This window comes from Pseudomonas sp. HLMP (assembly GCF_046365545.1).
GTDB lineage: Bacteria > Pseudomonadota > Gammaproteobacteria > Pseudomonadales > Pseudomonadaceae > Aquipseudomonas > Aquipseudomonas guariconensis_B.
In genome coordinates, this window is record NZ_JBDLLR010000001.1 from 2,337,140 (window position 1) to 2,354,845 (window position 17,706).

The window sequence follows — 17,706 nt, forward strand, 5'->3', positions numbered from 1 at the left end:
CTGCAAGCTGCCGGGCATGAACCTCGATACCCGTATCAAGTACCGCCACCTGCTGTGTTTCCTGGAGATTGCCCGGCAGGGCAGCCTGGCCAGGGCGGCCGACATGCTGGCGATCAGCCAACCGGCGATTTCCAAGACCCTCAAGGAGCTCGAGGACCTGCTCGAGACGCGGCTGTTCGAGCGTTCCCGCCAAGGGGTCGAGCTGACCCCGGCGGGGGTGCGCTTCATGCGCTATGCCGGGCCCAGCGTGCAAGCCCTGCGCGATGGTGTGAGCACCCTGCGCGGCGAGGCCCGGGTGCTGTCGCAGGTGCGCATCGGCGTGTTGTCGACGGTCGAGAGCCTGCTGATGCCCGAGGTGCTGTGTCGCCTGCACCAGCGGCACGAGGCCCTGGTGGTCGGCGTGGTGACCGGTGCCAGCGCCCAGTTGCTCGGGCAGTTGCGCCTGGGCGAGCTGGAACTGGTGGTCGGGCGCATGACCGACAGCCCGCAGATCCAGGGGCTGTCGTTCGAGCACCTGTACAGCGAATCGATGACCTTGGTGGTACGGCCAGGGCACCCCTTGCTGGCGCGCCAGCCCGTGGAGCGCGCCCGGGTCGGTGACTACCCGCTGGTCTTGCCGCCGACGGGCACCACCATTCGCCAGCATGCCGACAGCCTGTTCGTGCAGTGCGGGATACAACTGCCGGCGCAACGCCTGGAAACCTTGTCCCTGGCCTTGAGCCGGCGCTACCTGCTGGGTAGCGATGCGGTCTGGGTGGCGCCCCGTGACGCCGTCCTGATCGATCTCGGGCGCGGCGAGCTGGCCGAACTCGACCTAGGCGTGCGCGAGCCTGGCGGTTCGGTGGGGATCTGTCGTAACGCCGCCTTGGCGCAGAGCCTGCCGGCGCAGTGGGTGTGCGAAGTGCTGCGGGAGGTCGCGGCGCAGTACAGGGACGGGCACTATCCCTGAACACGTCGCTGGCACCGCCGGATGAACAAGCCTTCATCCGCTGAACTTCTCGCCCGCAGGCCGTTCCTATGCCGGTAGCCATTGGTCGTGGCAGCCTGATAAGCTCGCGGCTTTACCCTGATTGCCCTCATGGCGCATGAACAAGGAAATAGCATGAAACAGCATCGTTTGGCGGCTGCGGTTGCCTTGGTTGGCCTGGTCCTGGCGGGCTGCGACGCACAGACCAGCAGCGTCGAGCTGAAGACTCCGGCACAGAAAGCCTCCTACGGTATCGGCCTGAACATGGGCAAGAGCCTGGCTCAGGAAGGCATGGAAGACCTTGATTCGAAAGCGGTGGCCCTTGGCATCGAGGACGCGGTCGGCAAGAAGGAGCAGCGCATCAAGGACGAAGAGTTGGTCGAAGCCTTCACCGCCCTGCAGAAGCGCGCCGAGGAGCGCCTGGCCAAGGCCAGCGAGGAAGCCGCTGCCGCTGGCAAGAAGTTCCTCGAGGAAAACGGCAAGAAGCCAGGCGTGGTCACCACCGCCTCGGGCCTGCAGTACGAAGTGGTGAAGAAGGCCGACGGCCCGCAGCCCAAGCCTACCGACGTGGTCACCGTCCACTACGAAGGCAAGCTGATCGACGGCAAGGTGTTCGACAGCTCCGTCGAGCGTGGCAGCCCGATCGACCTGCCGGTCAGTGGCGTCATCCCGGGTTGGGTCGAAGGCCTGCAACTGATGCACGTCGGCGAGAAGTACAAGCTGTACATCCCGGCCGACCTGGCCTACGGCGCGCAGAGCCCGAGCCCGCTGATCCCGGCCAACTCGGTGCTGGTGTTCGACCTGGAGTTGCTCGGCATCAAGGATCCGAGCAATCCGGAAGGCGAGGCACCGCAGGCCGAAGAACCGGCCAACTGAGCCTGGCTCCAGCCACGACGCCCCGTTTTGACGGGGCGTCGTCGTTTCTGCGCCCGACTCGCCCGCGAACCTCACGGGGCCTGTACTGTCCGAACAACAGCGTAGACTTTTCACGCGAGTGCTTCGGACGTTTCTGACGCAAATCGTTTGCGGATCTGAAACGACTGTGTAAAAAACGGCCGATCTGAGCGAGGCCCTTGCCCGATGGGCACCTCGCGGCGGAAACTGCACCCTGTTCACAAGGTTATCCACAATAAATGTGGATAACCTTCCTGCCGATCTGGAGGCCCCATGAGCGCACCCTGGAATTTCGCCCGCTTCCTGCCCCTGGCCGAGCGCCTGCTCAGCCGTGGCCGGCTGCCAGCCTTGCTGTTCGCCGTGGCGCGCAAGGGCCCGCGGCTTGGCCAGTTACGCGAGGATGTGCGCCTGTTGCAGGCGTTGTGCTTGGCCTGGTGGCGCGGCGAGTACCGTGCCATCAGCCCCAAGGCCCTGTTGACCGTGGTGGCGGGGCTGCTGTATTTCGTCAGCCCCCTCGATGCCATTCCCGACTGGCTGCTGGGCGTCGGCCTGCTCGACGACATCGCCGTGCTGGGCTGGGTACTGAAGACCGTGGCCCACGAGCTGGCGCGCTTCAAGGCCTGGCGCGACAGCCAGGCGCCCGACCGGCTGCGGGTGGTCGAGCGCCTGCCGGATACCCCCGAAGCCCTGCGTCTGGAGCGGCGTGCGCCCTGAAATTGGCTTGAACTGCACAGACTCCCGAGCTTGGTAATATAATTGGCATAAGGATTATGCCTACGGATTACATGCTGTAATCCTACGTAAGGGGGTGGTAATGGGTATTCAGGTCATCAGCCGGGACGGTCAGCCCGAGTACGCCGTCGTTCCCTGGGAGCAGTACCAGGCACTGCTCAAGGCCGCAGGACAGGCGCCTGCCGATGCTGGGGAGAGCGAGGCGGCAGCGGCGGTCGACGGCAGCAGCCAAGGCACCAGCCGGCCCTCCCTGGCCGAGCTGGCGCACTTGCGTCAGGCCAAGGGGCTGGCGCCGGAACAACTGGCGCGCAATGTCGGTATCAGCCCAGCCTACCTGGCCATGATCGAGGCCGGCGAGCGCCAGCCAGATGCCGCGATCCTGCGCAGCCTGGCGTGGCACCTGGGCGTTGCCGGCTGGAGCGAGCCGTCATGAGCCAGGTCAGGATCAGCCGCCAGCATTGGGAGAGCCTGCTGAGCGAGCTTGATCTGGCCCGCCGTCAACGCCACCTGCTCACCTACCGCGCGCTGCTAGAGCGCCTGCAGTTGCCCAGCCCGGCCATGCAGACCCTGACCGCTGCCCTGGAGTACCTGGCGGTGCTCGACGCCCGGGCCGACCAGCCGCTGCGCAGTTCGCTGGTGATCAGCCAGGGCGCCAGCCGGTTGCCGCGTACGGGGTTCTTCGAATGCGTCGAGCGTCTGGGGCGCTTCTCCGGACCGGTCGACGGCATGGAGGCGGCCTCCTGGCACGCCTCGGAAGTGGTTCGGGTATTCGAGTACAGCTATCCCGAAGAGGCGTGATGCGGGCACCCAGAAAAAGGGCCGGACGTTCGCACGTCCGGCCCTTCTTGTTTGCCGATACCGCGAGGCCGGATCATTCCGCCCTCGCGCTGTCGACCCGCATTCAGTGCTTGGCCACCTGGGCGTTCAGGCTCAGGTAGTCGAGCAGGATGCGGCCCGTCTCGGACAGGTAGGCGTCGTCCTCCGGCTTGGTGTTTTCCTCCTCGGCCAGCAGGGCATCCTCGTCTTCCTTCTTCAGCTCCTTGAGCGGCTCCTCGCCCTTGGCCTTGCGCCGGGTGTTCTCCAGCGCCAGCTGCTTGGCTTCGATCGCATCGTGGCGGGCGCGGCGCTCCTGTTCGTTGAGGCTGACGGTCTTCTCGTTCATCAGCTTCTGGGTCAGGGCCAGGCGGTCGCGGATGTAGGCGAACTCCGGATCCTTGGCGCTGCGCGCATCATGCCGTGCCTTGAGCTCGGCCAGGAACGGCTTGAACGGGTCCACCGCCGGGCGTACCACCGGGCGGATGGTGTCCCACGGCATGGCCTCGGGCAGGGCGCTCTCGCCGATTTCCTTGGTGTCGATGATCGACGGGTAGTCGATGTCCGGCAGCACGCCCTGGTGCTGGGTGCTCTGCCCGGAGACACGGTAGAACTTGGCCAGGGTCAGCTTGAGTTCGCCATGGTTGAGCGGCTGGATGGTCTGCACGGTGCCCTTGCCGAAGGTCTGGCCACCGATGATCAGGGCGCGGTGGTAGTCCTGCATGGCGCCGGCGAAGATCTCCGAGGCCGAGGCCGAGAGGCGGTTGACCAGCAGCGCCAGCGGGCCTTTGTAGAAGGCGCCGGTGTTCTCGTCCTCGAGCACGTCGACGCGGCCATCGCTGTTGCGCACCAGCACGGTGGGGCCCTTGTCGATGAACAGGCTGGTCAGCTCGGTGGCCTCCTGCAGGGAGCCGCCGCCGTTGTTGCGCAGGTCGATGACCACGCCGTCGACCTTTTCCTTGTTCAGCTCGGTGAGCAGCTTCTTCACGTCGCGGGTGGTGCTCTTGTACTCCGGATCACCGGCACGGTAGGCCTTGAAGTCCAGGTAGAAGGCCGGGATCTCGATGATCCCCAGCTTGTAGTCACGACCGTCCTGCTTGAGCTTGAGCACCGACTTCTTCGCCGCCTGCTCCTCGAGCTTGACCGCCTCGCGGGTGATCGACACCACCTTGGTGGTCTGGTCGTTGGGCGCATTGCTGGCCGGGATGATCTCCAGGCGCACCACCGAGCCTTTCGGGCCACGGATCAGCTTGACCACTTCGTCCAGGCGCCAGCCGACCACATCGACCATCTCCTTGTCGCCCTGGGCCACGCCGATGATCTTGTCGGCCGGGGCCACCTGCTTGGTCTTGGCCGCGGGGCCGGCCGGCACCAGGCGAACGATCTTGACCTGGTCGTTGTCGCTTTGCAGCACCGCACCGATGCCTTCGAGCGACAGGCTCATGTTGATGTCGAAGTTCTCGGCGTTGTCTGGCGACAGGTAGTTGGTGTGCGGGTCGTAGGACTGGGCGAAAGTATTGATGTAGGCCTGGAAGATGTCCTCGGCGCGGGTCTGGTCCAGGCGCGACAGCTGGTTCTTGTAGCGCTTGGTCAGGGTTTCCTGGATCTGCTTGGGTTCCTTGCCGGCCAGCTTCTGGCGCAGCACCTCGTCCTTCACGCGCTTGCGCCACAGGTCGTCGAGCTCGGCCTCGTTCTTCATCCAGGGGGCGTCCTTGCGGTCGACCAGCAAGGTTTCACGGACGCTGAAGTCCATCTTGTCGACGCCCTTGCCCAGTTCGGCCAGGGCGAACTCCAGGCGCGACTTCACCCGGTCCAGGTAGCGTTTGTAGATGGTGAAGCCGGGGTCGAGGTTGCCACTTTTGAGGAAGTCGTCGAACTGGGTCTTCCATTTGTCGAACTGGGCGATGTCGGCCGCGGTGAAATAACTGCGCGACGGGTCGAGCAGCTTGATGTAGCTGTCGTAGATGATGATCGAACGGGCGTCGTCCAGGGGGGGCTTGCTGTAGTGGTGGCGCTTGAGCAGTTCGACCACGTTGAGGCTGGCGACGATCTCGTCACGGTCGGGCTGCAGGCTGTCCCATTTGTTGGCGGCCGCCGCATTGCCACCGAGCGTCAGGCTGCCGAGGCCGATCATGAGGGCCAGGGCCGTGCTGGGCAGGAAATGCTTCATGCTGATTCGACGTAAAGGCAATTGATCACGCATAGTAGGCCGTCTTTTCCGTTCGCCGGTTCCACAGGAGCCGGACGCATACTGCAAAAAGCCTGGGACATGGCGATCCCAGGCTCAGTCATGACTCAACTATGGAGGCACTGTGAAGGCATTGCAAGGCGTTGACGGACATGTGGTGTGGGGCGAGGTCGAGCGCCCGATCTGTGATGCGGGCCAGGTACGCATTCGGGTGGCGGCCGCGGGACTCAACCGCGCCGACCTGCTCCAGCGCGCGGGCCTGTACCCGCCGCCGCCGGGTGCCAGCCCTTACCTGGGCCTGGAGTGTGCCGGGGTGATCGAAGAGGTCGGCGCCGGTGCCGACTGGCGTGTGGGCGATCGGGTCTGTGCGCTGCTGGCCGGGGGTGGCATGGCCGAGGAAGTGGTGGTGGATGCCCGCCATGTGTTGCCAGTGCCCGAAGGCCTGAGCCTGCACGAGGCGGCGGGGATTCCCGAGGTCTATGCCACGGCCTGGCTGAATATCTTCCAGCTCGGCGGGCTGAAGGCCGGCGAGAAGGTGCTGGTGCATGCCGGAGCCAGCGGCGTTGGCTCGGCGGCGATCCAGCTGTGCAAGGCGTTCGGCAATCCGGTGTGGGTCAGCGTCGGCTCCCGGGACCGCCTGGCCTACTGCCAGGGCCTGGGGGCGAGCGGTGGCGTGGTGCGCAACGAGAACCTCGACGACCTGGAGGGCCTTGCCCCGTTCGACGTGATCCTCGACCCGGTGGGCGCCAGCTACGGGCCGCTCAACCTCAAGCTGCTGGCGCGTGACGGGCGTTGGGTGATCATTGGCCTGATGGGCGGGCGCAAGGTCGAGCTGGACCTGGCGCTGGTGCTGGGCAAGCGCTTGCAGATGACCGGTTCGACCCTGCGTAACCGCGACGATGCGTTCAAGGCGGAGTTGCTGCGCGACCTCGGCCAGCAGGTGTGGCCGCTGTTCGCCGAAGGGCGGCTCAAGCCGCAGTTGGTGGACAGCTACCCGGCGGCCCTCGCCGAGGCGGCATTTGCCGAACTGGCCAGCAACCAGGTATCGGGCAAGCTGGTGCTGGTGATCGACGAGACCCTCGTCTAGCCAGCGCCGTTCCATTCGCGGCGGTCCAGCGCTCCGGCCCGCCGCGAATGGAGCCTCAGCTCCAGCTCAGGATCGGCCAGCCATTGATCTGGGCATGCTCGCGCAGCACTGGGTCCGGGTTCACCACGTGGGGGTGGTCCACCCTCAGCAGCAACGGCAGGTCATTGCGCGAGTCGGAATAGAAACTCGCTCCTTCCAGGTTCTCCTGCTCCTGGTCCAGCCACTCCAGCAAGCGGGTGATCTTGCCCTCGCGGTAGGTCAGCACGCCGTGGGTCTTGCCGGTGTATACGCCATTGACCGCCTCCAGTTCGATGGCCAGGTACTCCTCGACCCCGAGCCGCGCGGCGATAGGGCCGACCAGGTGGGTGCCGGAGGCGGAGATGATCAGGATGCGGTCACCCAAGCGGCGGTGCTCGGCGATGCAGCGGCAGGCATCGCCATAGATGATCGGCTCGATCACGTCCTCGACCCAGGGCTCGACCAGGTGCTCCACCTCTTCCAGGGTGCGCCCGGCGATCGGCTCCAGGCTGAACGCCATGTAGTCCTCCATCTGCAGGTGGCCCTTGCCGTAGGCCTCCATCAGCTCATGGTCGCGGCGCAGGAATTCCTTGCCATCGACCCAGCCCAGGCGGGCCATCTGCTCGCTCCACAGCGATGCGCAGTCGCCGTGGATGAGAGTTTCGTCCAGATCGAAAATTGCCAATGCCATTGCGTTAGTCTCCTAGGCCACTTCTCGTAGCGCCGTGGGGTCGATCGACAAGCCTACCTGCTGCCCGTCGGCATGCAGGTCGGCGGACGAGCGATTGAGCACGTCCACCACCAGTTCCACGCCACGAACCTCGACCCGGTAGCGGATCACGTTGCCCAGCAGGCTGTGGCTGCGTACGTAGCCTTGCAGCTCGCCGCCCGCGCCCAGGCTGATGGCCTCCGGGCGGATCGCCAGGCGGCTGGCCACCGGGCGTTGCAGCAGGCGGCTGGCGCTGTCGGGGTCGAGCAGGTTGTAGTTGCCGATGAAGCCTGCGGCGAACAGGTCCACAGGTGCGGTGTAGAGCGTCTCGGCATCGCCGCTCTGGACGATGCGCCCTTGGTTCATCAGGAAGATGCGGTCGGACATCGTCAGCGCTTCTTCCTGGTCGTGGGTAACGAAGATGGTGGTCAACCCCAGCTCGCGCTGGATGGCGCGGATCTGTTCGCGCAGGTGCTTGCGGATGCGCGCATCCAGGGCCGACAACGGCTCGTCGAGCAGCAGCAGGCGCGGCCGGGTCACCAGCGAGCGGGCCAGGGCCACGCGCTGGCACTGGCCGCCCGACAACTGATGCGGGTAGCGTTCGGCGAAACTGCCCAGCTCCACCAGCTCCAGGGCCTCGCGTACCCGCGCCTGGCTTTCGCCGGCCTTGATCTTCTGCATGCGCAGGCCGAAGGCGACGTTCTGTTCCACGGTCATGTTGGGGAACAGCGCATAGCTCTGGAACACCATGCCGACTCCACGCTTCTGCGGGCTGAGTGGCACCAGGTCGTGGCCATCGAGGAGGATCTGGCCGCTGTCCACCGGGGTGAGCCCGGCAATGCAGCGCAGCAGGGTGGACTTGCCGCAGCCGGAGGGGCCGAGCAGGGTGACGAATTCGCCGCGCTCGATCTGGCAGTCGATGTCGTGGAACACCGGGTTGCCGGCATAGCGCTTGTGCAGTTTGCGGATGCTGACGAAGCTCATCGTTGCGATTTGTCCTTGTTCAGGCGGTTGGCGACCCAGGTCAGCGCCAGCACGAAGGCGAAGTAGGATATTACCAGCGCGCTGTTGAAGTGGCCGCTGCTGTTGCGCATGTTGTTCAGGTACACCTGCAAGGTCTCGTAGCGGGTACCCACCAGCAGGTTGGCGAAGACGAATTCGCCGAACAGGAACGAGAACGACAGCAGCAGCGCCACCATCAGGCCCTTGCGCAGGTTCGGCAGCACCACCAGCAATGCCGCCTGCCAGGTGCTGGCGCCGAGCAACTGGGCGGCGTCCATCAGGTCGCGCAGGTTGATCGCCTGGAGGTTGTTGGTGATGGCCCGGTACATGAACGGCAGGGCGATGGTGAAGTAGCAGCCGATGAGGATCCACGGCGTGCCGACCATGGCCATCGGGCCGCTGCCATACAACTGCAGCAGGCCCACCGAGGACACCACCGGCGGTACCGCGAAGGGCAGCAGGATGAGGATGTTCATCAGTGCATCCAGGCGCGGGAAGTGGTAGTGCACCACGAACAGCAGCGGCAGGATCAACAGCACCGACAGCACCAGGGCCGCGACGCACACCAGCAGTGACTGGCCGAAGGCGGCGAGGAAGCGCGGTTCGCTCCACAGCGCCAGGTACCACTTGAAGGTCAGGCCGCTGGGCAGCAGGCTCGCCGACCAACTGGTGGCCAGGGAGTAGAGCAGGGTGCCGGCCAGCGGCAGCAGCAGGATGAGAAACAGCAGGTACACCACTATCCGGTGGTAGAGGCTGCCGCGGGGTTCAGCGCGCATGGTAGCTCCTTCTCAGCAGCCATTGGTGGACCACCGTGACCAGGGTCATCAGCCCCACCAGCACCATGGCCAGGGCGCTGGCCAGGTTCGGGTCGAGGGTGATGTCGCCGGCCACCAGGGCGGCGATGCGGATCGGCAGCACGTTGAAATTGCCGGTGGTCAGGGCGTAGACCGTGGCGTAGGCGCCCAGGGCATTGGCCAGGAGGATGACGAAGGTGCCCAGCAGCGCCGGGGTCAGCACCGGCAGGCCGATGTGTCGCCAGTACTGCCAGTGGCTGGCACCGAGCAGCGCGGCGGATTCGCGCCAGTCTTCGCGCAGGGCGTCGAAGGCCGGGTAGAGCAGCAGCACGCCCAGCGGGATCTGGAAGTAGGTGTAGACCAGGATCAGCCCGCTCTTGGAGTAGATGCTGAAGTCCTCCAGCAGGCCGACCTGCTTGAGCAGCAGGGTCAGGGCACCGTTGAAGCCCAGCAGGATGATGAAGGCGAAGGCCAGCGGCACCCCGGAGAAGTTGCTGGTCATGTTGGCGAAGGCGCTGACGAAGTCGCGCAGCTTCGAGTCGACCTGGCGCAGGGAGTAGGCGCCCAGGGTGGCGATCACGATGCCGAACAGGCTCGACCAGAAGCTGATTTCCAGGCTGCGTTGCAGCGCCTGCAGGTAGAACTTCGAGGCGAAGATCCGGCTGAAGTTGTCCAACCCCCAGCCGCTTTCGCCTTGCAGGCTATGGAGGGCGACCCAGCCCAGCGGGGCGATCTGGAAGATCACGAAGAACACGGCGAACGGCAACAGGCAGAGCAGGGCGAGGTAGCGGCCTCGAGGGCGGGCATTCACTTGAGCAGCTCCCGGCACAGCGATTTGTCGTGGGGGGCTCCGAGCAGTTCGCAGAGGGTGCCGCACAGCTCGGTCTGCAGGGGCTTGGCAGCCGGGTCAAGGCTGAATGCGTCGCCGAAGACGAACAGCGGCACCTCCCGTTCCTCGGCCAGCAGGCCGTTGTGCGAGCGATCGTTGTTCATGCCGTGGTCGGCGGTGACCAGCACCTGGTAGCCCTCTTCCAGCCAGCGTGGCAGGTAGTCGGCCAGGAGGATGTCGGCCGTGCGCGCGGCATTGCGGTACTGGGCGCTGTCCAACCCATGGCGATGGCCGGCGTCGTCGATGTTCATCGGGTGCACCAGCAGGAAGTTCGGGGCATGGCGGCGGCGCAGGTACTCGGCGTCGGCCAGCAGGTGCGAGTCGGGGTAGTGGTCGGCGTAGTAGAACAGGCCGTGCTGGATCGGCAGCTTCGGCGCGTGGGTGTGGCGGTCGCGCAGCGGGTCGAACGGCGAGCGGTTGTACAGCTCGCTGATCCAGTGGTAAGCCGCCGCCGCGGTACCCAGCCCGGCTTCGCGGGCATAGTGGAACACGCTGCGTTGGGTGGACAGGCGGTTGATGTTGTTGTGCACGATGCCGCTGTCGATCGGTGCGACACCGGTGAGGATGCATTCGTACAACGGCCGGGACAGTGCCGGCAGTTCGCACTCCAGGCGGTACAGGGCGGCGCGGTCGGCCTCGACGTAGGCATGCAGGTGGCCCATGGCATGGTGGGCCACCTGGTGGTTGAGGCCGTCGAGCAGGACCAGGATGACGTTGTGTTGCATGGGGGGCTCCGTTCAGCGGCAAGCTACAAGCGGCAAGTAAAAGCAGGGCGTGCGATGGGCCGCTTTTTTCGCACGGCTTGAAGCTGCGGTCTTCAAGCGGCAGGAAGAAGCGGGTCTATGCACGGCCCGCTTTTACTTGCCGCTTGCAGCTTGCAGCCGCCTCATTCCATCTCGATGATCACTTGCTCCTGCCACATCTGCGGCAGTTTCTTCGAGGTCGCTTCCCAGGCCTCGGCGTTCTTGATCGGCTGGGCGGCGGCGTACTGGTCGTTGGGCAGCAGCTTGGCCTGTACCTCGGCCGGCAGCTTCAGGTGCTCGGCGCGGATCGGGCGGGCGTGGCCGATGGCCAGGTTGGTCTGCCCGGCATCGCTGAAGATGTACTCGCGCGCCAGCTTGGCGGCGTTGGGGTGCTTGGCGTACTTGTTGATGAGCGTGGTGTAGCCGGAAATCACCGAGCCGTCGGACGGGATCAGCACCTCGAAGCGCTTGGGATCTATCTGTTCACGATAGCTCAGGCCGTTGAAGTCCCACACCACGCCAACCTCCACCTCGCCCTTCTCCAGGGTCTGGATGGTCGGGTTGGCCAGCGACAGGCGCTTCTGCTGGGCCAGCTTGGTGAACAGCTGCAGGCCAGGGGCGATGTTGCTTTCGTCGCCCTTGTAGGCGATGGCGGCGGCCAGCACGCCATTGGCGGCCTGGGCGGCGGTGCCGACGTCACCGATGGCGACCTTGTACTTGCCTTTTTCCAGGTCGTGCCAGGTTTTCGGGCGTTCGTCTTCCTTGACCAGGTCTTTGTTGATGATGAAGGCGATGGTGCCGGTATAGGCCAGGGCCCAATGGCCATCCTTGTCCTTGGCCCAGGCTGGGACCTGGTCCCAGGTGCTCGGCTTGTACGGCTGGGTCACGCCCTTGGCGACGGCGATCGGGCCGAAGGCGGCGCCGACGTCACCGATGTCGGCGCTGGCGTTGTCCTTCTCGGCCTCGAACTTGGCGATTTCCTGGGCCGAACTCATGTCGGTGTCGCTGTGCTTGAGGCCGTACTTGCTGGCCAGGTCTGCCCAGGTGTCTTTCCAGTTGGCCCAGGCATCCGGCATGCCCACGCTGTTGACCGCGCCTTCCTTGCGGGCGGCCTCTTCCAGGGCCTTGAGGTCGGTATCGGCGGCCATGGCCGAGGTGCACAGGGCGATGGCCGAGCCGAGCAGTGACGCCATGAAGAACTTTTTCATCCGAAGCTCCTTTGGTGGGGGCCTTGCAGTCGTCAGGGAGAAAACCTTGCGTGCGAACCTTTGGTCTAGGTCAGCAAACCTTGAGCCAAGGTAGGCCCGTTGCGTGACAGTTTGATGTAAGCGCCTCGCTGGCCCGGTATGCCAGCGACCTTGGAACTACAGCGTAGACCAGATCGAAGGCCTTGATTCCCAAGGCCTGGTTCGGTTCTGGCAAGGGGCTTGGGGATGCCTTTGTCACAGGATGTTCATCGGCCGTGCCTAGGCTTGCACTATTCTCCAACTGCCCTGTTCTGGGGCTGGACTAGTCCAGATAGGTAACCATCGATGCAGTCGACGCCACCGCGCGCGGTAACAGCCATCTGCCATGCCTTGCAGGAGCAGATCGAACACGGCCTGCTGGCGCCAGGCGGCAAGCTGCCGGCCGAACGCAAGCTCAGCGAGGTGTTCGACACCACCCGCATCACCCTGCGTGAGGCGTTGGTGCAACTGGAGGCCCAGGGCCTGATCTATCGCGAGGAGCGGCGGGGCTGGTTCGTCGCCCCGCAGCGGCTGACCTACGACCTGATCGAACGCAGCCACTTCCACGCCATGGTCCGCGACCAGGGGCGGGTGCCGAGCACCGAGCTGTTGTCAGCGCGCCTGCAGCCGGCTTCGGCGGCCATCTGCGCGCGATTGCGCCTGCCAGCGTTGTCCAGCGTGGTGCGCATCTGCCGGCTGCGGCGCATCGATGGGCGGGCGGTGCTGTATGCCGAGCACTATCTCGACCCGCGCTACTTCCCCGGGATTCTTGAACAGGACCTGAGCCAGTCGCTGACCGAGATCTATGGCCGGGCGTACGGCATCGCCTATGGCCAGGTGTGCTTCGAGATCCTGCCGACGGCCCTGCCGGTGGCGGCGGCCAGTGCCTTGAAAGTGTCGGTCGGCAGCCCGGGGTTGCATATCACCCGGGTCAACAGTGACCAGCATGGGCACCTGATCGATTGCGACCTGGAGTATTGGCGACATGATGCGATCCGCATCCGGGCGCAGGCGGGGTAGGGAACTGCCTTGCCGGCGAGGGGGCGAAGCGGCCCTAGCTGCCAGCACCTGCGGCCTCGCTCATTGCGCCGCCGCCGGCCGTCACCACCTGCACCGACAAGCGCGGCGTCGCCAGGTCCAGCCCGGCCTCGTCCAACTGCCGCTTGAGCGCCAGGTTGAACGCCCGCGACACTTCCCACTGCTTGATCGGTGCGGTCTTGAACCGCGCTCGCAGGATCGCCGACCCTGACTCGAAGCTCTCCACCCCCTGCAGCTCCAGCGGCGACCAGATGTTGCGGCGCATCAGCGGGTCGTTGCGCAGTTTCTGCCCCACGTCGCGAATCAGCGTGATGGCCTGGTCGATGTTCATGCTGTGGGGGATGGCCACGCGGAAGATGGCGTAGCCGAACTCCCGCGAGTAGTTCTTGATGCTCTTGATCTCGCTGAACGGAATGGTGTGCACGATGCCGTCGATGTCTCGCAGGCGCACGGTGCGGATGGTCAGGCCTTCGACGGTACCCAGGTGGCCGCCGACGTCCACGTAGTCGTCGATGGCCAGGGAGTCTTCGATGATGATGAACAGGCCGGTGATCAGGTCGGCCACCAGCGACTGCGCACCGAAGCCGATGGCCAGGCCGATGACGCCGGCACCGGCGAGCAGGGGCGTGACGTTCATGCCCATGTTGGCCAGGGCGACGATCACCGCGATGATGAAAATGGCCACGAACATCACGTTGCGGATCAGCGGCATCATCGTTTGCGCCCGGGCATTGGCCATGCCCCGGCGCGACCGCACCAGGGCATGGTGCACGGCGGTGTCGGCGAGGATCCACACCAGCCAGGCGACGATCAGCGTACCGGCCAGGCCCAACAGGCGCAGGCTGACCTCATGCCCCTCGCCCTCGGCGAAGTCGATCATCGACAGGCCCCAGACCCGCAGGCCCAGCTCGATGAACACCAGCCAGATGAACAGGTGCACCAGGGCATAACCGAAGTTGCGCAGGCGCTCGGCATACACTGCCTGGCGCCGGCTGGCCCGCTTGGGATTGTTGGCCTGGCGGCGCACCAGGCCGTTGAGCACCATGCACACCACCACCAGCACCGTGCACATCAGCGACTGGCGCAGGGCCGTGCTGGTGTCGCCGGCGGAGACGAAGGTGGCGAACAGCGAGATGGCCACCAGGATCAGCGCCGGCACGAACCAGAAGCTGCCGAGGATCTCGATGGTATCGCTGAGGGTGCGACGGGTCAGGCGCCGGGACAGGGGCTGGTTGCGGATCAGGTGGGCGATCGGCCGGCGGAAGCGCAGGATGAACAGCCCGGTGCACAGCGCCGCCAGGACGTTGGCCAGGGTCGCCAGGGAATGTGCCAGGTGGCTGCCCAGCGCGGTAGTCATGCGCGGGTCGCTCATCGCCTCGCCGAAGGCGGCGAAGCTACCGATCAGCCACAAGGGGCGGAACGCCTGGCGGCGCAGGATGTACAAGGCACGGTGGCGGTGCGGGCCGTCCAGCAGGGAGAAGGCGATCACGCAGATCGCCGAGAAGCAGGTGCCGACCACCAGGGCATAGGCCAGGACCATGGCCAGCGACTTGCCGAGTGACGGCGGCAGGGCGAAGCTCAAGTACACGGTGAACACCAGGGCCACCAGCCATGGCCCGAGCTTGCGCAGGGCGAAGCGCACCAGGTCCCAGGTGCGCGGGTGTTGCGGCAGTTCCTCGGTCAGGCCGAAGCGCAGGCGCACCCGGTGGCCGATCCAGTTGAACAGGTAGGCCAGCAGGCTCCACACCGCGATGATCGCGGCGAAGCCGAACAGGATCGTCGGCCATTGGTGTACCGGCACCACCAGCGCGGTCAGTTCCGACTGGGCCTGGTCGATCTCCCGGGACCAGCGGCGGAATGGGCTGGCATCGCCGCTGAACTGTTTTTCCAGGTCATGCAGGGCGCCGCCGATCAACCCGAGCACGCCCTGTTCGGCGGGCGGTTGCGATTGCCGGGTGGCGTCGCGCAGCTTCTTCAGGTCGCTCAGCAGCTTGGTCCGCTGCTGGTCGTTCTCCAGGGTCTTGATCACCTCGTCCAGCGACTTGCCCAGCGGCTCGGTGGCTTCGGGCTGCGCTGGCGCGCTAGAGCCGAGCAGACCGGGCAGGCCAGCGGCCTGCACCGGGGCGATGAACAGGAACAGCAGCAGGGTCAGGCAACGCAGGAGGGCAGGCACCGGGAAATCTACCTCAGGTCAAACGATTGCCCGAGTGTAGAGGTTTCTCAGGCCAGTTTCTCGAGGATCTTCCAGCACATGATGCCGATCATGCCGAGGGTGCCGATCCACATCATCAGCACGCCGATGTTGCGCTCGCGCAGGCTGAAGCCGATGGTCAGCAGAAGCAGGCCAGCGAAGACCGGCAGGAACAGGGAAAGGAACGGCGACATGGACAGGGATCCTTCTGTATGGGGGGCCATGTCCTAAGCATAGCGGTTTGGCTTGCCGGGAGGATTGATCGAGGGCAGGTAGGAGGCTGCTGTGCGGCCTGGGCTGGCCTGTTTGCGGGCAGGCCAGCCCAGGCACCGTGATGCTTCAGGGCAACTCGCGGCTACGGTAGAACGCCGTCAGCACCTTCACCAGGTGCGCCAGGTCGTGGCTGCCGCACAGCTCGCGGATCGAGTGCATGGCGAAGGTCGGCAGGCCGATGTCGACCGTGCGCACGCCCAGGTGGCTGGCGGTGATCGGGCCGATGGTCGAGCCGCAGCCCATGTCGCTGCGCACCACGAAGCTCTGCACCGGTACCTCTTCGGCCATGCACAGGTGGCGGAAGAAGCCCGCGGTCTCGCTGTTGGTGGCGTAGCGCTGGTTGGTGTTGACCTTGATCACCGGCCCGGCGTTGAGCTTGGGCCCATGGTTGCCGTCGTGCTTGTCGGCGTAGTTGGGGTGCACGCCATGGGCGTTGTCGGCCGAGACCAGCAGCGAGCGCTGGATGGTGCGTACGTAGTCGTCGCCGTCCGGCAGCAGGCGCTGCAGGGTCTGCTCGAGCATCGGGCCGTCGGCGCCGCAGGCCGAGCACGAGCCGACTTCCTCATGGTCGTTGCACACCAGCACGCAGGACTCGTCGCTGTCGGCGGCCAGCAGCGCCTGCAGGCCGGCGTAGCACGACAGCAGGTTGTCCAGGCGGGCACCGGCGATGAAGTCGCCGTTCAGGCCGACCAGTGCGGCGTCCTGGGTGTCGTAGAAGCTCAGCTCGTAGTCCAGCACCACATCGGCGTTGAGCTGGTGCTCGCGGGCCAGTTGCTCGGTGAGCAGGGCGCGGAAATCGACCCGCTCGTCGCCGGCGACCTGGGCGAGGATCGGCGGCAGTTCGTGCTGCGGGTTGATCGCCCAGCCTTCGTTGGCGGTACGGTTGAGGTGGATGGCCAGGTTGGGAATGATCGCGATCGGCAGCTTGAAGTCCACCAACTGGCTCTCGACCTTGCCATCGCGGCGGAAGGTGACCCGCCCGGCCAGCGACAGGTCGCGGTCGAACCAAGGCGCCAGCAGTGCACCCCCATAGACTTCCACGCCCAGTTGCAGGAAACCCTGGCGCTGCAGCTCGGGTTGTGGCTTGACCCGCAGGCACGGGCTGTCGGTGTGGGCGCCGACCATGCGGATGCCACCCAGCAGCGGTGAATGCTTGCCGAGCTTGATGGCGATGATCGAGGAGTCGTTGCGGGTCACGTAATAGCGCCCGCCGGGCACCGTGGCCCAGCTGTCACGCTCGTCCAGGCGCTGGTAACCAGCGGCCTCCAGGCGCAGGGCGAGGCTCGCGGTGGCATGGAAGGGCGTGGGGGAGGCCTTGAGGAAATCGATCAGGCCGGCATTCAGGGAATCGCGCATAACTCACTCCAACAAATCGAGCTGCAAGCTTCAAGCTTCAAGCAAGAGCGCCCACCGGAGCAAGCACCAACGCGATCCGCTCTGGCTTTTTCTTGCAGCTTAAAAAGGTGCCGGGCACTCGAATTTCAATCGTTCACCGGAAACCGGGTGGGTAAAGCCCAGCATGCTCGCATGCAGGCACAGCCGCTCATGAGCCGCCAAAGCCTCGGGGTTGGCATACAGACGGTCGCCCAGCAACGGGTGCCCGATCGACAGCATGTGCACGCGCAACTGGTGCGAGCGCCCGGTGATCGGGGTCAGCTCGACCCGGCAATGGTCGCCGCAGCGCTCGAGGATGCGCCAGAAGGTCAGGGCATGCTTGCCCTGCTCGTGATCCACCACATGGCGCGGCTTGGTCGGCGGGTCGTAGCGCAGGGGCAGGTCGATGCTGCCACTGTCCAGCGCCGGCTGCCCCCAGCACAGGGCGGTGTAGGCTTTCTCGGTCTCGCGGTCGTGGAACTGGCGCGACAGCTCGCGATGGCTGTCGGCATCGCGGGCCAGCAGGATGATCCCGGATGTCTCCCAGTCCAGGCGGTGGACGATCAGGGCGTCGGGGTAGCCGTTCTCCTGCAGGCGGGTGATCAGGCAGTCCTTGTTGTCCTCGGCACGGCCCGGCACCGACAGCAGCAGGGTCGGCTTGTTGACCACCAGGATGGCGGCGTCCTCGTGGAGGATCTGGATGTTCGACAGCGGCATTGTCGCAGGTTCTCTAAAGCACTGTGGGAGCGGGCTTGCCCACGAACGGGC

18 protein-coding genes are annotated in these 17,706 nt (G+C 65.6%); 7 read left to right on the plus strand and 11 right to left on the minus strand.

The genetic code is table 11. From position 1 onward, the window contains the following. Positions 1-16 precede the first annotated feature (16 nt). From pcaQ to ABFA30_RS11010, 5 genes are all read left to right on the plus strand, one after another. Positions 17-949, plus strand: a complete 933-nt coding sequence (pcaQ, locus tag ABFA30_RS10990) for a pca operon transcription factor PcaQ (protein WP_253091405.1) — start codon at positions 17-19, stop codon at positions 947-949. Between the two features lie 153 nt (positions 950-1,102). Next, on the plus strand, positions 1,103-1,843 hold the full coding sequence (locus tag ABFA30_RS10995) for an FKBP-type peptidyl-prolyl cis-trans isomerase (protein ID WP_225788272.1): 741 nt from the start codon (positions 1,103-1,105) through the stop codon (positions 1,841-1,843). Between the two features lie 291 nt (positions 1,844-2,134). Continuing rightward, entirely contained in the window at positions 2,135-2,575 is a 441-nt protein-coding gene (locus tag ABFA30_RS11000) for a YkvA family protein (RefSeq protein ID WP_253091406.1), read from the plus strand. 100 nt (positions 2,576-2,675) lie between these two features. Beyond that, positions 2,676-3,026: a helix-turn-helix domain-containing protein gene (locus tag ABFA30_RS11005; RefSeq protein WP_225788270.1), complete on the plus strand. Its 351-nt coding sequence runs from the start codon at positions 2,676-2,678 to the stop codon at positions 3,024-3,026. Next, a complete protein-coding gene (locus tag ABFA30_RS11010; RefSeq protein WP_225788269.1) occupies positions 3,023-3,391 on the plus strand; it encodes a hypothetical protein in 369 nt (122 codons plus the stop codon). The genes ABFA30_RS11005 and ABFA30_RS11010 overlap by 4 nt, the downstream gene beginning before the upstream one ends. Before the next feature lie 103 nt (positions 3,392-3,494). Here ABFA30_RS11010 and ABFA30_RS11015 read toward each other — a convergent pair whose 3' ends face one another. After that, on the minus strand, positions 3,495-5,576 hold the full coding sequence (locus ABFA30_RS11015; protein ID WP_225788268.1) for a carboxy terminal-processing peptidase: 2,082 nt from the start codon (positions 5,574-5,576) through the stop codon (positions 3,495-3,497). A 142-nt stretch (positions 5,577-5,718) separates the two neighbouring features. Between ABFA30_RS11015 and ABFA30_RS11020 the strand changes: the two genes are divergently transcribed. Continuing rightward, positions 5,719-6,681: an NAD(P)H-quinone oxidoreductase gene (locus tag ABFA30_RS11020; protein WP_410045423.1), complete on the plus strand. Its 963-nt coding sequence runs from the start codon at positions 5,719-5,721 to the stop codon at positions 6,679-6,681. A gap of 55 nt (positions 6,682-6,736) precedes the next feature. Here the strand turns inward: ABFA30_RS11020 and ABFA30_RS11025 are convergent, their stop codons facing one another. From ABFA30_RS11025 to ABFA30_RS11050, 6 genes are all read right to left on the minus strand, one after another. After that, positions 6,737-7,390, minus strand: a complete 654-nt coding sequence (locus tag ABFA30_RS11025) for an HAD family hydrolase (RefSeq protein WP_225788266.1) — start codon at positions 7,388-7,390, stop codon at positions 6,737-6,739. A gap of 12 nt (positions 7,391-7,402) precedes the next feature. After that, positions 7,403-8,392, minus strand: coding sequence for an ABC transporter ATP-binding protein (locus ABFA30_RS11030; protein WP_225788265.1), 990 nt, complete (start codon positions 8,390-8,392; stop codon positions 7,403-7,405). Further along, positions 8,389-9,186 (minus strand): ABC transporter permease, encoded by a 798-nt coding sequence (locus ABFA30_RS11035; protein WP_253091409.1) that lies wholly within the window; start codon positions 9,184-9,186, stop codon positions 8,389-8,391. Before ABFA30_RS11035 ends, ABFA30_RS11030 begins: the two co-directional genes overlap by 4 nt. Further along, entirely contained in the window at positions 9,176-10,015 is an 840-nt protein-coding gene (locus ABFA30_RS11040) for an ABC transporter permease (RefSeq protein ID WP_225788263.1), read from the minus strand. The genes ABFA30_RS11035 and ABFA30_RS11040 overlap by 11 nt, the downstream gene beginning before the upstream one ends. Beyond that, complete coding sequence (locus ABFA30_RS11045) at positions 10,012-10,818, minus strand: alkaline phosphatase family protein (protein ID WP_225788262.1); 807 nt, start codon at positions 10,816-10,818, stop codon at positions 10,012-10,014. Before ABFA30_RS11045 ends, ABFA30_RS11040 begins: the two co-directional genes overlap by 4 nt. 161 nt (positions 10,819-10,979) lie before the next feature. Then, complete coding sequence (locus ABFA30_RS11050) at positions 10,980-12,044, minus strand: ABC transporter substrate-binding protein (RefSeq protein WP_225788261.1); 1,065 nt, start codon at positions 12,042-12,044, stop codon at positions 10,980-10,982. Positions 12,045-12,368: 324 nt separating this feature from the next. Here ABFA30_RS11050 and ABFA30_RS11055 point away from each other — a divergent pair, with 324 nt between their 5' ends. After that, positions 12,369-13,082 (plus strand): UTRA domain-containing protein, encoded by a 714-nt coding sequence (locus tag ABFA30_RS11055; RefSeq protein WP_225788260.1) that lies wholly within the window; start codon positions 12,369-12,371, stop codon positions 13,080-13,082. A gap of 34 nt (positions 13,083-13,116) precedes the next feature. On the opposite strand, the gene ABFA30_RS11060 is transcribed toward ABFA30_RS11055, so the two are convergent. The 4 genes from ABFA30_RS11060 to ABFA30_RS11075 all read right to left on the minus strand — a co-directional run bounded on the left by ABFA30_RS11060 (position 13,117) and on the right by ABFA30_RS11075 (position 17,655). After that, on the minus strand, positions 13,117-15,273 hold the full coding sequence (locus ABFA30_RS11060) for a mechanosensitive ion channel family protein (protein ID WP_410045424.1): 2,157 nt from the start codon (positions 15,271-15,273) through the stop codon (positions 13,117-13,119). A 47-nt stretch (positions 15,274-15,320) separates the two neighbouring features. Beyond that, positions 15,321-15,485, minus strand: a complete 165-nt coding sequence (locus ABFA30_RS11065; RefSeq protein ID WP_225788258.1) for a hypothetical protein — start codon at positions 15,483-15,485, stop codon at positions 15,321-15,323. 145 nt (positions 15,486-15,630) lie between these two features. Then, positions 15,631-16,920, minus strand: a complete 1,290-nt coding sequence (locus ABFA30_RS11070; RefSeq protein ID WP_253091410.1) for a M18 family aminopeptidase — start codon at positions 16,918-16,920, stop codon at positions 15,631-15,633. A 99-nt stretch (positions 16,921-17,019) separates the two neighbouring features. Further along, positions 17,020-17,655: an RluA family pseudouridine synthase gene (locus ABFA30_RS11075; protein WP_225788256.1), complete on the minus strand. Its 636-nt coding sequence runs from the start codon at positions 17,653-17,655 to the stop codon at positions 17,020-17,022. Positions 17,656-17,706: the final 51 nt, after the last annotated feature.